General features: G+C 41.5%; 13 protein-coding genes. 6 read left to right on the forward strand and 7 right to left on the reverse strand.

What is annotated here, in order from left to right; translation table 11 throughout:
- The first annotated feature begins 17 nt into the window (after positions 1 to 17).
- From ACNS8M_RS08760 to ACNS8M_RS08775, 4 genes are all read left to right on the forward strand, one after another.
- Positions 18 to 2,012, forward strand: a complete 1,995-nt coding sequence (locus ACNS8M_RS08760; RefSeq protein ID WP_168542524.1) for an acetyl/propionyl/methylcrotonyl-CoA carboxylase subunit alpha — start codon at positions 18 to 20, stop codon at positions 2,010 to 2,012.
- Positions 2,009 to 2,911: a hydroxymethylglutaryl-CoA lyase gene (locus tag ACNS8M_RS08765; protein WP_168461287.1), complete on the forward strand. Its 903-nt coding sequence runs from the start codon at positions 2,009 to 2,011 to the stop codon at positions 2,909 to 2,911. The genes ACNS8M_RS08760 and ACNS8M_RS08765 overlap by 4 nt, the downstream gene beginning before the upstream one ends.
- 85 nt (positions 2,912 to 2,996) lie before the next feature.
- Positions 2,997 to 3,701, forward strand: a complete 705-nt coding sequence (locus ACNS8M_RS08770; protein ID WP_168526165.1) for a CoA transferase subunit A — start codon at positions 2,997 to 2,999, stop codon at positions 3,699 to 3,701.
- 4 nt (positions 3,702 to 3,705) lie between these two features.
- Positions 3,706 to 4,344 (forward strand): CoA transferase subunit B, encoded by a 639-nt coding sequence (locus ACNS8M_RS08775; protein WP_168461283.1) that lies wholly within the window; start codon positions 3,706 to 3,708, stop codon positions 4,342 to 4,344.
- A 385-nt stretch (positions 4,345 to 4,729) separates the two neighbouring features.
- Here the strand turns inward: ACNS8M_RS08775 and ACNS8M_RS08780 are convergent, their stop codons facing one another.
- From ACNS8M_RS08780 to ACNS8M_RS08795, 4 genes are all read right to left on the reverse strand, one after another.
- A complete protein-coding gene (locus tag ACNS8M_RS08780; RefSeq protein WP_419224732.1) occupies positions 4,730 to 6,214 on the reverse strand; it encodes an OmpA family protein in 1,485 nt (494 codons plus the stop codon).
- 208 nt (positions 6,215 to 6,422) lie between these two features.
- A complete protein-coding gene (locus tag ACNS8M_RS08785; protein ID WP_419224733.1) occupies positions 6,423 to 7,658 on the reverse strand; it encodes a dihydroorotase in 1,236 nt (411 codons plus the stop codon).
- Positions 7,659 to 7,668: 10 nt separating this feature from the next.
- Positions 7,669 to 8,685, reverse strand: a complete 1,017-nt coding sequence (locus ACNS8M_RS08790; protein WP_168418983.1) for an aspartate carbamoyltransferase catalytic subunit — start codon at positions 8,683 to 8,685, stop codon at positions 7,669 to 7,671.
- A gap of 230 nt (positions 8,686 to 8,915) precedes the next feature.
- A complete protein-coding gene (locus tag ACNS8M_RS08795; RefSeq protein ID WP_168542516.1) occupies positions 8,916 to 9,296 on the reverse strand; it encodes a hypothetical protein in 381 nt (126 codons plus the stop codon).
- 384 nt (positions 9,297 to 9,680) lie between these two features.
- Here ACNS8M_RS08795 and rlmKL point away from each other — a divergent pair, with 384 nt between their 5' ends.
- On the forward strand, positions 9,681 to 11,885 hold the full coding sequence (gene rlmKL, locus ACNS8M_RS08800) for a bifunctional 23S rRNA (guanine(2069)-N(7))-methyltransferase RlmK/23S rRNA (guanine(2445)-N(2))-methyltransferase RlmL (RefSeq protein WP_419224734.1): 2,205 nt from the start codon (positions 9,681 to 9,683) through the stop codon (positions 11,883 to 11,885).
- Positions 11,886 to 11,952: 67 nt separating this feature from the next.
- Here rlmKL and ACNS8M_RS08805 read toward each other — a convergent pair whose 3' ends face one another.
- Positions 11,953 to 13,236 carry a DUF945 family protein gene (locus ACNS8M_RS08805; protein ID WP_419224735.1) on the reverse strand — a complete coding sequence of 428 codons (1,284 nt, stop codon included), beginning with the start codon at positions 13,234 to 13,236 and terminating at the stop codon, positions 11,953 to 11,955.
- Positions 13,237 to 13,504: 268 nt separating this feature from the next.
- Here ACNS8M_RS08805 and ACNS8M_RS08810 point away from each other — a divergent pair, with 268 nt between their 5' ends.
- Positions 13,505 to 14,809, forward strand: coding sequence for an IS4 family transposase (locus tag ACNS8M_RS08810; protein ID WP_419224736.1), 1,305 nt, complete (start codon positions 13,505 to 13,507; stop codon positions 14,807 to 14,809).
- Between the two features lie 55 nt (positions 14,810 to 14,864).
- Here ACNS8M_RS08810 and clpB read toward each other — a convergent pair whose 3' ends face one another.
- On the reverse strand, positions 14,865 to 17,444 hold the full coding sequence (gene clpB / locus ACNS8M_RS08815) for an ATP-dependent chaperone ClpB (RefSeq protein ID WP_168418987.1): 2,580 nt from the start codon (positions 17,442 to 17,444) through the stop codon (positions 14,865 to 14,867).
- 301 nt (positions 17,445 to 17,745) lie between these two features.
- The gene (locus ACNS8M_RS08820) at positions 17,746 to 18,168 is read right to left on the reverse strand and encodes an OsmC family protein (protein ID WP_168418988.1); all 423 of its coding nucleotides are present in this window, start codon (positions 18,166 to 18,168) and stop codon (positions 17,746 to 17,748) included.
- Between the last annotated feature and the right edge of the window lie 49 nt (positions 18,169 to 18,217).

Genomic DNA, 18,217 nt, shown 5'->3' on the forward strand with positions numbered 1-18,217 from the left:
AAAAGAAGGATCGCACTATGTTTGAAAAGATTTTAATTGCCAACCGTGGTGAAATTGCCTGCCGTGTGATTCGTACGGCAAAAAAACTCGGTATTGCCACGGTCGCAGTCTACTCAGATGCTGATGCACAATCACAGCATGTCAAACTGGCAGATGAAGCCATTTATATTGGCGAATCCCCTGCGGCACAAAGTTATTTACAAGTTGACCGTATTATTCAGGCGGCTAAAAGTACCGGTGCGCAAGCCATTCATCCCGGTTATGGTTTCTTGTCTGAAAATGACCAGTTTGCCCTTGCCTGTAAAGACAACAATATTGTCTTTATTGGCCCGCCTGTTGAAGCCATTCTAGCAATGGGGCTTAAGGCCACTTCTAAAGCTTTAATGGAAAAAGCAGGCGTGCCACTAACGCCGGGCTACCACGGCACCAATCAGGATGCAGCTTTCTTAAAGCAACAAGCCGACAGCATTGGCTATCCGGTATTGATTAAAGCCAGCGCAGGCGGTGGTGGTAAAGGTATGCGTCTGGTTGAACGCAGTGAAGACTTTCTGAGCTCACTTGCCTCATGTAAGAGTGAAGCACGCTCTAGTTTTGGCAATGAAGATGTACTAATTGAACGCTATGTGATTCAGCCACGCCATATTGAAGTTCAGGTTTTTGGCGATACTCACGGCAACTATGTGCACTTATTCGAGCGTGATTGCTCGGTGCAACGTCGTCATCAAAAAGTGCTTGAAGAAGCACCTGCGCCTAAAATGCCAGAAGACAAACTCGAAACCATGCGCCAAGCTGCGATTGATGCTGCACGTGCCGTGAATTATGTGGGTGCAGGCACTGTCGAGTTTATTGTCGAGCAAGATGGTACAGCTTATTTCATGGAAATGAATACCCGCCTGCAGGTAGAACACCCAGTCACTGAAATGATTACAGGACAGGACTTGGTAGAATGGCAATTGCGAGTGGCCTTTGGTGAACCCTTACCAAAACAGCAGCATGAATTGCAAATTCACGGTCATGCCCTCGAAGCACGTGTCTATGCCGAAGAACCAGAAAAAGGCTTTATCCCCGCCATTGGTCAAATCAGCTACCTGCATTATCCAGAGCAAAATGATGCTGTGCGCGTAGACAGCGGTATTGTCGAAGGTGATGAAATCAGCACCTACTACGACCCAATGATTGCCAAACTGATTGTCTGGGGCAAAAACCGTGAAGCTGCATTAACACAAATGCACCATGCTTTAGGTCAGTTCCATGTCGATGGTTTGGGCAACAACATTGCCTTTTTAGATCGCTTAGTGCTGTGTGATTCTTTTAAAAATGCCAATTTGGATACAGGGCTTATTCAACGTGAGGAAGCATTTTTACTTAATGCAAAACCTGAAGTGGCTACCGAAACGATTGTTGCTGCTGCGTTAATTGAAGTATTGTCTCGTATTCAAAACAACAAAGCGGCAAATAGCGCTGTTTGGCAAAAAGATCTCTTCTGGCGTTTAAACCTACAAAACGCCCATACAGTGCAATTACAGTGCAATGACCAAACACTCAAAATTCAATTAAAACCGCAATCATCAGGTTTTGAAGCACACTTCAATGGGCAAACACTGAACGTTCAGGGCAAGCTTTTAGATGCGCATCGTCTACAGCTTTGTGTGAATGGTCAGCAACAAAAATTGGCTTTCAATCAAAACGCCCAAGGCATCACCCTATTCCAAAATGGTCAGCGCCATGTGTTTGGCTATGTGCAAGCTAATTTTAAAGGTGATGATCAACAAGACAATGACAACAACTTGACCGCACCAATGCCAGGTGTGATTACCCAAGTCTTGGTCGCAGCCAATGCTCGTGTGAAAAAAGATGATGTGTTAATGACCCTTGAAGCCATGAAAATTGAATATTCAATTCGTGCACCTTTTGATGGCATTGTGGCAAGCTCATATTTCCAAGCAGGTGATCAGGTCAAAGCCGGTGATGAACTGGTCGAGTTTGAAGCCTTGACGGAGGAAGTTGCATGACTGAATTTGTCAAAATTGTAGAAGTTGGACCACGTGATGGTCTGCAAAATGAGAAAACACCACTCACATTGGCAGACCGCAAAAACCTGATTTTGGATTTAATGCAAACGGGTTTAAAAAACATCGAAGTTGGCTCCTGTGTTTCAGCTAAATGGGTACCGCAAATGGCAGACAGCGATGTGCTGTTTGCCGAGTTACCCAAAGACCCGAACATTCAATTCAGTTTACTCACGCCAAATTTAAAAGGTTTTGAGTCGGCTTTAGCAGTAGGTTGCAAAGAGGTTGCGGTTTTTACCGCAGCTTCTGAAAGCTTTACCCGTAAAAACATCAACTGTTCGATTGATGAGAGTCTGGAAAAGTTTAGTGATGTGATGCGCCTCGCCAAAGCACATGATATTCAAGTACGTGGTTATGTATCTTGTATGGTGGACTGCCCTTATGAAGGTGCAATTGAGCCGAAACAGGTCGCTAAAGTCACTCAGCAATTATTGGACATGGGGTGTTATGAAGTGTCCTTGGGTGAAACCATTGGCACAGCAACCCCAGACCGTGTACAAAAAGTTTGGAATGCTTGCTTGGCACAAGTCGATACCAAAGTTCTGGCAGGTCATTTCCATAATACCTATGGTATGGCGATTGCCAATATTTATCAGTCACTCTTACAAGGCATTCGGGTATTTGACTCATCCATTGCCGGTCTAGGCGGTTGCCCATACGCCAAAGGTGCTTCGGGCAATGTCTCGACTGAGGATTTGTATTATCTACTCTCCAACATGGGCTTTGAAACGGGTATTCAGGTGGATGCTTTAATGCAGGCTAGCCGTAATATCAGCGAAGTATTGCAGCGCAACAATCCCTCCAACTATGCCAATGCTTATTGGCAAAAGGCCTGTGCTTAAAGCCCAAATCTGTATGAACAATGCTTTATAAGCAACAAATGCAACGGCAAGTGAATGCCGTATAGAAAATAAATAGAGGTGACAAATGTCCAATAAAGTATATGACAGCGCACAAGCTGCATTAAATGGTGTGGTGCAGGATGGACAGACCTTAGCGGTTGGCGGTTTTGGTTTATGTGGCATTCCAGAAGCCCTGATTGCCGCGCTCAAAGCTACAGGCGCAAAACAACTAACTTGCATTTCTAATAATGCAGGGGTCGATGGTTTTGGTTTAGGTCTATTACTTGAAACCAAACAAATCAAAAAAATGATTTCGTCTTATGTCGGTGAAAATAAAGAATTTGAACGCCAATTTTTAAATGGCGAATTGGAAGTCGAACTCACCCCACAAGGTACACTGGCTGAAAAATTACGTGCAGGCGGTGCAGGTATTCCTGCATTTTTCACTCCTACAGGTGTTGGTACGGTCATTGCAGAAGGCAAAGAAGTCCGTAAATTTAATGGCAAAGACTATATTTTAGAAGAATCCTTAACGGCAGATGTCGCTTTAGTTAAAGCCTATAAAGCAGATAAGGCTGGCAATTTGATTTTCCGTAAAACTGCCCAAAACTTTAATCCAGTCTGTGCCATGGCGGGCAAAATCACCATTGCAGAGGTTGAGGAAATTGTAGAGATTGGCGATTTAGAACCCGATGAAATTCACCTCCCGGGGATTTATGTGAATCGCATTGTCCTGAATGCAACTCCAGAAAAACGTATTGAACAAATGACTTTAAAGGCGGAGGCTTAATCACATGGCTTGGACGCGTAATCAAATGGCGCAGCGCGCCGCACAAGAATTAGAAGATGGTTTTTATGTCAATTTAGGTATTGGTTTGCCAACACTGGTAGCCAACTATATTCCTGACCATATTAATGTCTGGTTGCAGTCTGAAAATGGCTTGCTCGGTATTGGTGAATTTCCGACTGAGGCTACGGTAGATGCCGACCTGATCAATGCTGGAAAACAGACAGTCACCGCGCGTAAAGGTGCCGCCTTTTTCTCTAGTGCAGACTCATTTGCCATGATTCGTGGCGGGCACGTCAATATCGCCATTTTGGGTGCAATGGAAGTTTCAGAAACTGGCGATCTGGCCAACTGGATGATTCCAGGCAAGAAAGTTAAAGGTATGGGCGGTGCAATGGATTTGGTTGCAGGCGTGCAAAAAGTCGTGGTACTGATGGAACACTGTGCCAAAGATGGCACCCCTAAAATTGTATCGCAGTGCAGTTTACCGCTTACGGGTAAAGCGGTGGTGCATCGTATCATTACCGATTTAGGCGTTTTAGATATTACTCCACAAGGGGTAAAACTGGTCGAACTTGCACCTGATGTCAGCTTTGATGAAATTCAAAAAGTTACAGGTGTAGCCTTAGAAAAAATAGCGGCTTAATGTACTTTCTGCCTTTTAATCCCCCTCTCCTCAGCAAGTTTTGAGGCAATGCTTTAAAACTTGCTGAGGAGAGGTTTTATTTTATATTGACTCTCAGACTTTTTACTAAACATCTTTCATACATCCGTTTAAGCGCATAATTCAGTCCCCCCTCATCCTAACCTTTTCCCTAAGGAACAGGGACTTCCAATAATCATTGAATTGATCATTTATGATTAATTTTTGATTTATGAAAACGTTCTACTGAACAAAAAATCATATAAAAATTATTTTCAATTTTGATATTTTAATAATTTTTCGATATTAATCAGCAATAAAAAAAGCCCTCACTTCACAAAGTAAAGGCTGAGTACAAAGTCAATGCTACAAGAAAATGAAACCGTTTTTAAGGTTGTGCTACCTTCTGTTCCACTACACCTGCATCTTCCACACTACGCACCGTACCTGTATCTACATTCGATACTTCAAACTCAATACGGCGGTTTTTAAATTGACCTTCTGGGGTTGCATTGGCAGCAATTGGTTGTTCTGACCCAAAGCCAACTGCTTGCAACTGACCTGGGTTTACACCACGTGATACCAAATAATCCATCACAGCCTGCGCACGTTGTTGTGACAAGGTTTTATTGGCATTGGCATCACCCACGGCATCGGTATGCCCTTTGACCGTTAAATGAACTTGTGATGCACGCTGCATCAATACCGCAGCCTGATCTAAAATAGACTTATTGGCTTCTGGAATTTGTGTAGATGCAGAGTCAAAATTAATAATTTGCATGTTCAATGCAGTCGCAATATCCAAGGCTTGAATATTGTCAGGATTAATCGCAGCTAAAGCCTGTTCAGCATTGCTAATACTTGTAGTAACAGCATGATTGACATCTGTTTGCGCAGTTTCTACCGGTTGCTGAGTTACCACCGTCATGTTTTTAGCCAATGGACGGATTTGACTCGCCAAGCGCTCTGCATCAGCAGGATTAGCTGCCTGAATTGAAAGTTGATTACCTACCCAATTTAAATTGACATTCGGTACACCCTTCAGCATTTTTAAAACACTCGGAATAACGTCTTGATCAATAAACTCTGAGTGATAATTTGCATAATTTTCCGCACCACAACCCGTTGGATGATTGAAAATTTGCTTCACCTCTTTTTGTAGAATTTCCATATAGCTTGGATTATTCAGCAAAATTTGACAGGTAATTAAATTGCCATCACTGCCCGTACTGACTTGTAACATTGCAGCCTGATTAGCTGCCACTTGTGTCTGCGTGGTTGCAGGGACTTGATCACGATCACTACATGCGCGGAATAAAAATGCCAATAAGCCAATTAAAATAATTAAAGCCAAAATTGGCAATAACCACGAACGACGTTCTTCTATGGGTTCAGCCACAACCACTTCTGGCGCTTGGTGCACCGTCTGTCCTGCAGCATTATTTACGCCTAAAGCCGCCAATAATGCTGTTGCCCATTGAGGTAAAGCTGCCTGAATTGAATCTAAATTGTTTTGCAATAAATGTTGAATCGCAACTGGGTCTGATGAGCCTGCCTGATTTTCAAGAAAGTTTAAGCTAGGTGCAATTGAACGATTCAGTGTATTTTCAATTTCGGCTTGTGGTGCTGTGCCACTCACCATATCCATAAACTGCTGTTTTAAAGACAAGTTTGAACCAAAGACATCGCCCACACGAGGGTTAAGCTGTCGAAGCAAATTATCTATTAATTCAGGACGTGAATTCAAAATAGACAATAAAATGGGATAAAAGCTATTCAGTGCCTGATTTTTTTCAAGCAAATGCTGGGTTTCCCCTTCTAATACAATAGATGAGACACTTTGTTTGAGTAGGTCAATAAAATCTGTTTGCATATACAGCCCTCTTTTTTGTCTTTGTTTTCAAGTTGTTTTTTAGTGTATATGCTTAAAATTTAAACAAATGTAATAAATTGTGGTGTTTTGATTTTGTTATGAAATTTGCGTCAACGGAGTGTTGGCTTTCTATTTTTCAATCGCATAAAAAAGCCAGCCGAAGCTGACTTTTATCTAAACTTGAAAATAAAATATCAATCAGAGCAAATTAAGCTGTAAAAACGCGTAATGCCTTGCCTTTCACCACTTGGTTAATTAAAGGCGTATTTTTACCTTGTGACACAATTGTTTCTTTGTTCAGTGTCCATTCCACTTCAGGATCAACCAAGACCCAACCTGCTTCTTGTTCCCAGCGACTTTGCATTTTTGCCACACGTGCAGGAGCAAGCGTCACTTTTTCCACCCATTCCAACGGACTGAACAAGCCTTCTTGAATCAACTGAATTCCAAATGGAATATAGGTATCAAAGGCAGTGAAACCCGACAAGGTATCAGCAAATGGCGCCATTTTGGCAGAACTGTTTAATGGTTCGTGGTGGGTACAAATTGCATCAATCACACCATCTTTTACGCCTTGACGTAACAAGTCTTTGTCTTGCTCTGAACGTAATGGTGGACGCACATGCGCCAAAGAGTTAAAGCCATCAATAATGTGATCGGTTAAATGCAATTGATGCATCGCTACATCGCAAGTCACTGGTAAACCTTTGGCTTTGGCATTTTTAATCAGCTCAACTGATGCCCCGCATGACAATAAACCAAAGTGTGCACGTACACCTGTAGCTTCAATCATGAGTAGATATTTAGCAATTGCCACGGTTTCTGCCAAAGTTGGAATCATTGGCAAACCCTGACGTGATGCAATAAAGCCTTCATGCACACAGCCATCTTTAGCAATTTGCGGTTCTTCGGCATAGAACACCACGGTCATGTCCAAACCTGCAGCATATTCCAGTGTGCGAATCACGACATCATCATCTTCAAAAGGCGCATTGGCATTGGACACTGCACTACAGCCGCCTTTTTTCAGTCCCGCCATATTGGCAGGCTGCTTGCCGTTTAAACCTTGAGTTTGTGCACCAATTACTTCTAAATAAATGCCGCCATCCAACATGGCTTTTTCGACCAAACCATGAATAAGTGCGCCGTTATCTTGCACAATCGGTTTAGAATCAGGTGGGGTAAATAAGTGCAGGATGCCATTTTCACGGGCAGCCTTGCCTTCAGATTTGAGCGTGCCGTGTTGTTGCTGACCAGGTTCACGTAAACGTGCGCATAAATCTACCATGGTTGGCATGAGCCATTGGCCTTGGGCATCAATGCTTTCGCTAATATCTGCACTTTCTGCAACCCATTTGCCATTTTCAAGATATACCGTTTGCACACGGTCAATTTGCTGGATTGGGTCAAGCACACGTACATTTTCAATTTTTACAATCGCCATGACTTTTTCCTTATACCGCAATCGCGTCAATCAAACCTTGTTCTTGCAACTGACCTTGCATCGCCAAAGCCAATACCGCCATACGCACCGCAATGCCGTTGGTCACCTGATTTAAAATCACCGATTGAGGGCCATCGGCAATACTCGAATCAATTTCTACGCCACGGTTCATTGGGCCAGGATGCATCACAATACAATTTGGTTTGGCAAGTGCCAAACGCTCTTTGTTTAAACCGTACATTTTGTAGAATTCGGCTTGTGAAGCGAGTGCAGGCGAATCAATACGTTCATTTTGAATACGCAGGGTGATAATTACATCGCAATCTTTAATGCCATCTTCCATTTTGTTAAATAAACGCACACCAGCGCCATATTCATCAAAACCGTAAGGTAATAAGGTATTCGGTGCAATCACGCGAATATCTTTACAGCCTAAAGTTTGTAAGGCTGCCACATCAGAACGTGCAACACGTGAATGTTTAATATCACCAATAATCGCCACGCTTAATTCTTCATAAGGACGTTGTGTTTCACGGCGAATCGTCAACATATCCAACATGGCTTGAGTCGGATGCGCATGACGGCCATCACCTGCATTAATAATGGCAACATTTGGGCATACAGTTTTGGCAATAAAATGTGCCGCACCTGAAGAAGAATGGCGTACCACGAAAATATCCGCTGCCATCGCCTCTAAGTTCCACAAAGTATCACGTAAAGTTTCACCTTTAGAGGTACTTGAACGGGCAATATCAATATTGAGTACATTGGCAGAAAGACGCTTGGCTGCGGCTTCAAATGTGGTGCGGGTACGGGTAGAGTTTTCGAAGAACAAGTTCATCACCGTACGCCCTTCCAGCAAATTATTGGTGATCAGTTGATTTTGTTCGTTGAAAAAGGACTGTGCTGTGTCCAGAATTTTAGTAAGGGTTTCTTTGGAAAGACCTTCGATGGTCAAAAAGTGTTTTAAATGCCCATCTTTATTCAATTGAATCTGGCTCGGAGTATGCAATGCCGCCAAATGCATGAGAGATTCCTTATACGTTAAGTTAACGCATTATACAGAAATTGATTTGCCAAAGCAGTGCCCGTTGGCGTGATTTCAACAAAAGAAATAGATGATTTTAAAAATTAAGTCAGTGCAATACATCTAGACTTTCAATGAAAAAACTCGCTTGCTAAAACTCAGCACTCTCTTTGCACTTCAAATTTCAGATCTTTTTGGAAGCAAATCGAGTGCTCGACGCCAAATGCCTTCTAGCGTAATGCACCAATATAATGGTGTGCGACCTGTGCCTGATAAATTTCTTCTTCTGTTGGTTCGTGCGTCTCTTCTAAACTGTCTGTTAGCTCCTCATTATCTTCTTTTTTATCTATGCTCAGATCATTTTGAATATCATTGCCAAGATCATACTGCGGTGCCAATTTCACTAATATTGCTTCCAAACGGGATATATGATGATGCAGTTCGGCGTCTTGTGTCGCCAAAGCCAACTGCACCACATAACGTGCATAATCGGTATTTTCCACTAAATACATCACATCTATTACACGTCCACTCACACGTCTTAAACGGGTATAAATTAAAGTCGCAACCGAAAAAAGTTCACTTTGACCAAGCGCATGCAATGTACTCATCTGAATATAACCCCTTAAATTTTTTTGCTTTTAAAATGCTTTTTTCATTTGCATGATGTTCAGTATGCAACTCACATTTACGCACGCAAATACGATGTGTATTTGCAGCTTGAACTCATGCCACCAAGTATTAGCAAGATGCGTACCAATCATGTGAATATTCAGATATCTAAAAACCAATAAAAAGCGTTAAGCATAAAATGTGATGAACTTAACTCAGATCTAATGTGTAAATTTTCGCTATATCAATGATGACTGCAGAATTTAACCAAGATGCTTATTCAACACTGTTTAAAATTCTGCTGAATTCAGGCTAAATCACTAAGTTTTACCACACAAAATACGTTAAAATAGCCGATTGCTGAATTGCTTTTGGAAATTTTCATGAATTCGAAACCCCGTCTTTCTACATATTGGGTCACCTGTGCAGATGGACTTGAAACCTTACTTCAAGAAGAAATGCAAGGTTTAGGTATTCCAAATATCGAACGTTTACCGGGTCGTTTAATTTTCAAAGGCACACTCGAAAATGCCTACCGTGTCTGCATGTGGTCACGTCTGGCTTCTCGGGTACTCACCCCTATTCATACCCATGAAATTGAATTCAGTCACGATGCACGCGATGTTGCCGAAGAGCTCTATGAAGGTGCGCTTAGCTTTGACTGGTCACTGATTTTTGCACCACAAAGTACATTTGCAGTGCGTTTGCATATCGAACGTGACATTAAAGTAAATAGCCAGTTTGCAACTTTACGCGTTAAAGATGGCGTAGTGGATTCATTTATGGACGCTGTGGGCAAACGCCCAAGCATCGACATCAAACAGCCAGAAATTACGCTGTATGTTTTAGCAGGGAAAACTGAACACACCTACTGTTTAGATTTATCGGGCGACTCGTTGCATAAACGTGGTTATCGTCGTTTTATGACCGATGCGCCAATCAAAGAAAATCTTGCAGCAGCAATTCTGCAAAAAGGTCAATTACAACACATTCAGCCTGACATCATTTTAGATCCGATGTGTGGTTCAGGTACTTTTATTATTGAAGCTTTAATGATGCTGACTGACCGTGCGCCAGGTCTAGTACGTCGTTTTGGTTTTAATGGTTGGCAAGGTCACGACCATGAATTATGGATGAACATTAAAGCTGAAGCAGCAGAACGCCATCAAACAGCATTACAACAACCGCTGCCTAAATTCTATGCTTTTGATGCAGACTGGGAAGCAGTCAAAGCCACCAAGCAAAATATTATTGCTGCCGGTTTTGAAAACTTGCTCGATCAGATTCAAATTGAAGAACGCACTTTGGCCGACTGGCCAGATTTCCAGGCGGAAGGTAAAAAAGCCTTTATTGTCACCAACCCACCTTATGGTGAGCGTTTAGGTGATAAAGCCTCGAACCGTGCCTTGTATTTGGGCTTATCTGCCCTATTGCAAAAACATTTCCCAAATCAAAAAGCAGCTGTAATTGCTGCACAGGTCGAACAAGCCGATGTACTGGCATTTAATGACCCTCAAATTCTACGTTTGATGAATGGTAAACTGCCAATTTACGTACGTTTTGGGACAATCAAACCTGCAACAGTAGCACGTCCATTCTTAGCTGACTGGCAACCTCAGCAATTTGAACCGATTGAAGGTGCAGAAGACTTCACTAACCGATTGCAGAAAAATATGCAAAGCCTGAAAAAATGGGCTGTGAAAGACAACGTCTATTGCTTACGTTTATACGATGCAGACTTGCCTGATTTTAATGTCGCAGTCGATTTATACGGCGATCGTTTGCACGTACAAGAATATGCACCACCGAAAAAAATTGATCCTGAAAAAGCCAAAAAGCGTTTTAATCTTGCATTACAAGCAATTCGTGCTGTAACGGGCTTAGGCCGTGATGCTGTATTTATTAAGACACGTGCCCGCCAAGAAGGTAAAAATCAGTACACCAAACAAAGTACTGCTTCTAAGCGTTTTATCGTGCAAGAAGGTCAAGCGAAAATTTTGGTCAACCTGACGGATTATTTAGATACAGGTTTATTCCTAGACCACCGTCAAATGCGTTTACGCATTGCCAAAGAAGCACGTGGTAAGCACTTCCTAAATTTATACAGTTACACCTCAACTGCAAGTTTGCATGCTGCACTTGGCGGGGCTGCAAGCACCACCAGTGTCGATTTATCTAACACCTATTTAAACTGGTCTAAAGAAAACTTCGTACTGAACGGTTTGACTGTAGACCATGCAGATGAACAGCATCAATTCTTTGCTAGCGACTGTTTTGAATGGCTCAAGGAAGGCCATGAGCAATATGAACTAATTTTCATTGACCCGCCAACCTTCTCGAATTCCAAAAAATTCTATGGAACCTTTGATGTACAGCGTGACCACGTATCTTTAATTAAGCGTGCCATGAACCGTCTAACCACAGGCGGCACGCTGTACTTCTCTAACAATTACCGTGGCTTTGAAATGGATGAAGAAATTGAAGCTATGTTTGATGTGCAAGAAATTAGCCATGAAACCATTGGTCCAGATTTCAAACGTAACACTAAAATCCACCGTGCTTGGAAAATCCAGCATCTACCTGTTTAAGTAAAATAATTGCTGATAAAACAAAGCCTGTTCAATTGAACAGGCTTTGTTTTAAGCAATAGATAAATTATTGCGGTGTTAAAAACTTCTTTTCACCATATTGATAATACATAGACAATTTAAACTCATCACCATCGCGATGAATTTGCTGGCTGCTTTGCATCGCACTCAGCATTTGCTCCAGCTCCTGATCTGACATGCTTTTACCTGCTGCACGCATATAGTTATTCATCATGGTTTTAACCACTTGCTTATTAAAGCTTACATCGGTTTGTGCCTCTAATAAGCTTGGGAACATTTTTGCCAAACCTTCTAAGGTGGTCTGATGCCCTGGCATCACTTTGCCAACAACATCTGCCTGAATACTACCAGTACCTAATTTCAGCTGATTGTGCTTCGATTCAAACTTAAAACCATCATTAATGATTGCAATCATTGCCTGTCTTGCATCTTTTTCAAAGTTTTCTGCTTCTAAGCAGGAGTTGCTTTGTTTTTGAATAATATCAAAGAAGGTCTGCGTTTTCGTGCGTTGTAAGTCTTTAACATCCCAATTGAACTGCAAATCTTGCATTGCGGGTACATTGTCTAAACCCAATTCAGCAATTTTGAATTTGGATTGAATATCAACTGTACGTTCATGCAATTGCGTATCCATACGCCAACTTAGATTTTTCATTTGCCCTGAAGCGTGTGCTTCACGGTCTTGGCGCTGCATTTCAGCAATATTAAATTGGAAATAACCTGGCTCTAAAGCCTGAGCATTCAAGGCTTGATTGGTTTTAAAATGCATACCTTTCAATTGGGTATTTCCAAATTCATCACGTATGCTTAAGGCTGGCAAATCAAGACTCATATTTAAGATTTTATGCTGTCCCTGTACTTGTTTGGCCTGAAACTCAATTTGCATTGGCTCAATTTTAGTATGAAACGCACCCTCTTTTTTTTCTATAACAGGTGTTTTTAATTGTGTGGTCGATACCCCAAGCCAATTGACGTGAGTCGTCACCTTCAAAGGCTGTTTAAAAAATTCAGCGTATGCACCCGTTCCCTGCACTAAATCAAGTTGTGAATGAATGGTATAGCCTTTCCATGTACGCTGAATTTGATCGTCACCATTAAACACTAATTTTTCTTTGGCATTACATGGGTCAGGTACAAAGCTCGCATTCCATTTTGCAGAGCCTTGCAAAGCGCCCATTTTATAATCTGTATATTGCACATTCATATTCGGTGCAGGTTTTAAACTTTGCTGATAATGCGCATTTAGACTTTTATCGGCATACAAATTGCCCGCAGCGACAGCCCCCGCCAACACCACAAGCCCCATTCCACCCCATACTATTTTTGACATAGATTCTGCTCAGAATTTATCTATTCTTATTGAACAAAAATTATAATTAATTTAAACAAAAAAAAGATAATTGTTTTGCAAATAAATCACTTAAATATAGTATCCATCACAAAATAATTAAAATAGCTGTCATTTTTAACCAAAAATTTTACTTATGTGACCTAAATTGTCAGTTACAAAAAACCCAGCCGAAGCTGTAATGCCAGTCAGTTAAGCAAAAAAAGTTAAAATACTGTAAAAAGAGCGTATGTAAATACGCTCTTTTTTTATGAATTTATCTCAGAATTTAGATTTAACATTAAAACAAACCCTACCTTCACTTTCACAATTCAGTGAATTGATTGATTTAAACTGGATTGAAGATTGCTTAAACCAAACAGGTAAAGCATCAATTCGAAAAAGAAAACTGCCTGCTGAACATGTTGTTTGGCTGGTAATCGGACTTGCTCTATTTCGAAATCAACCGATTTGGTATGTGGTTCAACAATTGCAACTTGTTTTCGGTACGGCAGAATACTGTGTACCGAGTGCATCCGTACAAGCAAGACAGCGCTTAGGCTTAGAGCCCATGAGTGCTTTATTTTCGACATTAAGTCAGGCATGGTTTAAAGACTCACAACAACAATATAGCAACTTTCACGGTCTATGCGTTTGTGCTGTAGATGGTGTGGTTTGGTCTATGCCTCATACAGAAGAAAACTTTAAGCACTTTGGTTCATCCAAAGGCAAAACAGCAGCTGCCCCTTACCCACAAGTCAGAGCGACTTGCCTGGTGAATACCAATACACATGAAATGATTGATGCCCAAATTGGCAGTATGGATCAAGGTGAATTAACCTTAGCCAGTCAATTAAAAGCACCAGTTCGCAGTATTACCCTATTTGATCGTGCTTACTTCTCTGCTGATTTTTTAGTGAGTTGGCAATCTCAGGCAGAAGAGAGTCATTGGTTGATGCGAGCAAAGGACAACCTGCGTTATGAAGTGATTCATCATAATGCGGCCCATGACTTTCAGATCAAAATGCCTGTTTCAGCAAGAGCAAAAAAGATAAATCCGTCATTGGGTGACTATTGGGAAGCACGTTTAATTGAAGTTGAATATGCAGGAAAAATAAGACGTTACATTACATCATTAACAGATTCTAAAGTTTATCCATTCAAAGACCTTGCAATGCTTTATATCCAGCGTTGGGAAATAGAAATGTGTTATCGGGAAATTAAAAGTGATTTACAGGATGCAAGAATTTTAAGAAGCAAACAACCTGATTTGGTCTATCAAGAATTGTGGGGGGTATTTATTGCTTATAATATCTTAAGAAGACAGATGAGGTTTATCGCTGAACATGCAAAGGTGAGTCCTTTAAGGATCAGTTTCCATATTGCATCTATGAGTATTATCAATATCTTAAGGCACACACCTTTAGAATCAGCAGGAAATCTACCCAAACATTTAGCACAATTATTTGAACAATCTAAAATATTTGTATTACCTGAAAAAAGGAAAAGGCAATGTCCGCGAGTAGTGAAAATTAAAGCACAAAAATATCCAAGAAAATGCCAGTCAATTTCTTAACTGACTGGCATTAAGCCGAAGCTGGGTTTTCTTAAAATAATTAACAGACGCAGCATTAGCTGAGTTTCATTTTCTCAAACACCAATTGCCCTGCTTCAGCTTTAATTAAAATCGTATCGCCTGCAACAAAATCACCTGCTAAGATTTTTTGCGCCAACGTATTTTCAACTTGTTGCTGAATTGCACGTTTCAATGGACGTGCACCATAAACAGGGTCAAAACCTGCATCAATCAATTGATCAAACGCAGAATCGTCTATCGACAAACTCAAATCGCGCTCGCTTAAACGTGCACGTAAGCGATCCAATTGAATATCGGCAATACCACGAATTTGTGCTTTTTCCAGTGAATGAAACACCACCAATTCATCAATACGGTTAATGAACTCGGGACGGAAATGTTGTGATACAGCAGCCATTACCACGGTGCGTACTTCCTCACGGCTTGGATGATCTCCCAATTCACGTACATCATGCGAACCAAGGTTAGAGGTCATCACAATCACGGTGTTTTTAAAGTCCACCACACGGCCTTGAGAGTCGGTTAAACGCCCATCATCCAACACTTGCAGCAAGATGTTAAACACATCAGGATGGGCTTTTTCCACCTCATCAAACAACACTACACTATATGGCTTACGACGGACTGCTTCGGTGAGTACCCCACCTTCCTCATAACCCACATAGCCTGGAGGTGCACCAACCAAACGGCTCACTGAGTGTTTTTCCATAAATTCAGACATATCAATCCGAATCATGGCATCATCGCTGTCAAACAAGAAGTTTGCCAAAGCTTTGGTCAGTTCTGTTTTACCTACCCCTGTCGGGCCAAGGAACAAGAACGAACCACTTGGGCGGTTAGGGTCAGACAGCCCTGCACGTGAACGACGTACTGCATTCGACACTGCTACCACAGCTTCTTCTTGCCCAACAACACGTTTATGCAAGAAGTCTTCCATGTTCAGCAGTTTTTCACGCTCACCCTGCAGCATTTTCGATACAGGAATACCCGTTGCAGCACTGACCACTTCTGCAATTTCATTGTCTGTCACTTTGTTACGCAATAATTTTGGCTCTTCTTTCTCTTCAACCAACTCATCTTGCGCCAATTGTTTTTCCAATTCAGGAATCACACCGTATTGCAAACGTGACATTTCAGCCAAGTCATTTTCACGCTGTGCTTTTTGCAATGCCATACGCGCCTGATCAAGTTGAGTCTGAATTTGCTTGGTGCCTTCAACTAAGGTCTTTTCAGCTTTCCAGACTTCTTCCAAATCATTGTATTCTTTCTGAACTTCAATAATTTGTTTTTCTAAATGCGCAACTTCGGCACGGCTACCAGCATCTTCATCTTTCTTCACTGCTTCAAGTTGCAGCTTTAGCTGAATCAAACGACGCTCTAATTTATCTAAAGCTTCAGGTTTAGAATCCAGCTCCATTTTAATTCGTGAAGCGGCCTCATCCACCAAGTCAATGGCTTTGTCAGGAAGCTGACGGTCTGTAATGTAACGATGCGACATTTTAGCGGCTGCAATAATCGCAGAGTCTAAAATTTTCACCCCGTGGTGCACTTCATAACGCTCTTTCAGACCACGTAAAATTGCAATGGTGTCTTCTACACTTGGCTCATCTACCAATACTTTTTGGAAACGACGTTCCAAAGCAGCATCTTTTTCAATATATTGACGATACTCATCTAAAGTCGTTGCACCTACACAGCGCAACTCACCGCGTGCCAATGCAGGTTTCAACATGTTGCCTGCATCCATTGCACCATCACCTTTACCCGCACCCACAAGCGTATGCAATTCATCAATAAATAAGATGACTTCGCCTTCTTGTTTGGCCAAGTCTTTCAGTACCGCTTTCAGGCGTTCTTCAAACTCACCACGATATTTCGCACCTGCCAATAACGAGCCTAAATCTAAAGATAAAACACGTTTGCCTTTTAAGCTTTCAGGCACTTCACCATTCACAATACGCTGTGCCAAACCTTCAACAATTGCCGTTTTACCTACACCCGGCTCACCAATAAGCACAGGGTTATTTTTGGTACGGCGTGACAACACCTGAACTGTACGGCGAATTTCATCATCACGGCCAATGACTGGGTCTAGCTTGCCCGCCAACGCACGTTCGGTTAAATCAATGGTGTATTTATTGAGTGAGTCACGTTGATCTTCGTGATTATTGCTCATGACTTTTTCATCCCCTCTAATTTTGTCAATCACGCTACGCAAACTGTTTGAAGTCACACCCACACTGTTAAGTAGTGTTTTGGTTGCGCCCACTTCAGCCAAACCAAGTATTACCCAATCGGTCGATAAAAACTCATCACCTGCTTTTTGGGCAAAGCTGTCTGCCAAATTCAGCGCTTTAACCGCTTCTGGGCTTAAATTAATATCACCTGTTGGATTGGCCAAAGTTGGTGCATCGGCAATCGCTTGCTGTAACTTGCTTTGCAAATCACGCAAATTTGCACCTGCTTGTTGTAATAAGCTGATATTGGACGCTTCTTCAAGCAAAGTCGCTAATAAATGAATACCCTCAATGGCGGTATGGTCTTTCCCCATCGCGAGAGACTGGGCATCAGATAGGGCTTGCTGTAAGCGGTTGGTAAACTTTTCAAAACGCATTCTTGTTATTCCTCACAACAAATTGTGTACTTGATGGATATATGGGAACGCTGATGTAAATTTCAATTAAATTTTTATATATTTTTCAAAATCTTAATTAAAATTAACAGATAGATTTTAGTAATAATATTGGACTGATTAGTGTAGATTTCAAGTTTAATCTGGTAATTTTTTATAATGTGGATTTAATCAATATACAGTTGTATATCAATAATTTAATAAGGAGGAAGTGGTGAAATATACAATTTGAAACAATGATTGGCATAAAATACCAATCATTGACTGACTATCTAGTCATAACTCATTCTTGTTCGATAACTTCAAAATCGTGGCTAATTTCTACACCACCATCTGACAGCATTTTACTTGCAGAACAGTACTTTTCTGCAGAAAGTTCAACAGCCTTGGCAACCTGCTTTTCCTTGACTGCCTTGCCTTTGACCACAAAATGTAAGTGAATTTTAGTAAAAACTGCAGGGATGCTATCGGCACGTTCAGCCTTCAACTGACATTCCACATGGGTCACTTCTTGGCGCGATTTCTTTAAAATAGTCACAATATCAAACGAAGCACACCCACCAAGTCCCATTAAGATCAGTTCCATAGGACGTGGTCCACGGTTTTCACCACCATATTCTGCAGATCCATCCATCACTACAGAATGACCACTTTCCGATTTGGCTTCAAAAGCAACGTTCTCTAACCATTGAACACTTGTTTGCATTGCAACTACCTAAAAAAAGCTATAAATTTACACGGGTATTTGTACACTA

It is taken from the genome of Acinetobacter sp. A2 (assembly GCF_048537555.1).
Taxonomy (GTDB): domain Bacteria; phylum Pseudomonadota; class Gammaproteobacteria; order Pseudomonadales; family Moraxellaceae; genus Acinetobacter.

Bases quoted from the DNA above. Each gene is read 5' to 3' on its own strand.
- ACNS8M_RS08805 (WP_419224735.1), bottom strand. From the start codon at position 13,236: ATGTCAAAAATAGTATGGGGTGGAATGGGGCTTGTGGTGTTGGCGGGG.
- rlmKL (WP_419224734.1), top strand. From the start codon at position 9,681: ATGAATTCGAAACCCCGTCTTTCTACATATTGGGTCACCTGTGCAGAT.
- ACNS8M_RS08775 (WP_168461283.1), top strand. From the start codon at position 3,706: ATGGCTTGGACGCGTAATCAAATGGCGCAGCGCGCCGCACAAGAATTA.
- ACNS8M_RS08810 (WP_419224736.1), top strand. From the start codon at position 13,505: ATGAATTTATCTCAGAATTTAGATTTAACATTAAAACAAACCCTACCT.
- clpB (WP_168418987.1), bottom strand. From the start codon at position 17,444: ATGCGTTTTGAAAAGTTTACCAACCGCTTACAGCAAGCCCTATCTGAT.
- ACNS8M_RS08770 (WP_168526165.1), top strand. From the start codon at position 2,997: ATGTCCAATAAAGTATATGACAGCGCACAAGCTGCATTAAATGGTGTG.
- ACNS8M_RS08790 (WP_168418983.1), bottom strand. From the start codon at position 8,685: ATGCATTTGGCGGCATTGCATACTCCGAGCCAGATTCAATTGAATAAA.
- ACNS8M_RS08780 (WP_419224732.1), bottom strand. From the start codon at position 6,214: ATGCAAACAGATTTTATTGACCTACTCAAACAAAGTGTCTCATCTATT.
- ACNS8M_RS08765 (WP_168461287.1), top strand. From the start codon at position 2,009: ATGACTGAATTTGTCAAAATTGTAGAAGTTGGACCACGTGATGGTCTG.
- ACNS8M_RS08795 (WP_168542516.1), bottom strand. From the start codon at position 9,296: ATGAGTACATTGCATGCGCTTGGTCAAAGTGAACTTTTTTCGGTTGCG.
- ACNS8M_RS08760 (WP_168542524.1), top strand. From the start codon at position 18: ATGTTTGAAAAGATTTTAATTGCCAACCGTGGTGAAATTGCCTGCCGT.
- ACNS8M_RS08785 (WP_419224733.1), bottom strand. From the start codon at position 7,658: ATGGCGATTGTAAAAATTGAAAATGTACGTGTGCTTGACCCAATCCAG.
- ACNS8M_RS08820 (WP_168418988.1), bottom strand. From the start codon at position 18,168: ATGCAAACAAGTGTTCAATGGTTAGAGAACGTTGCTTTTGAAGCCAAA.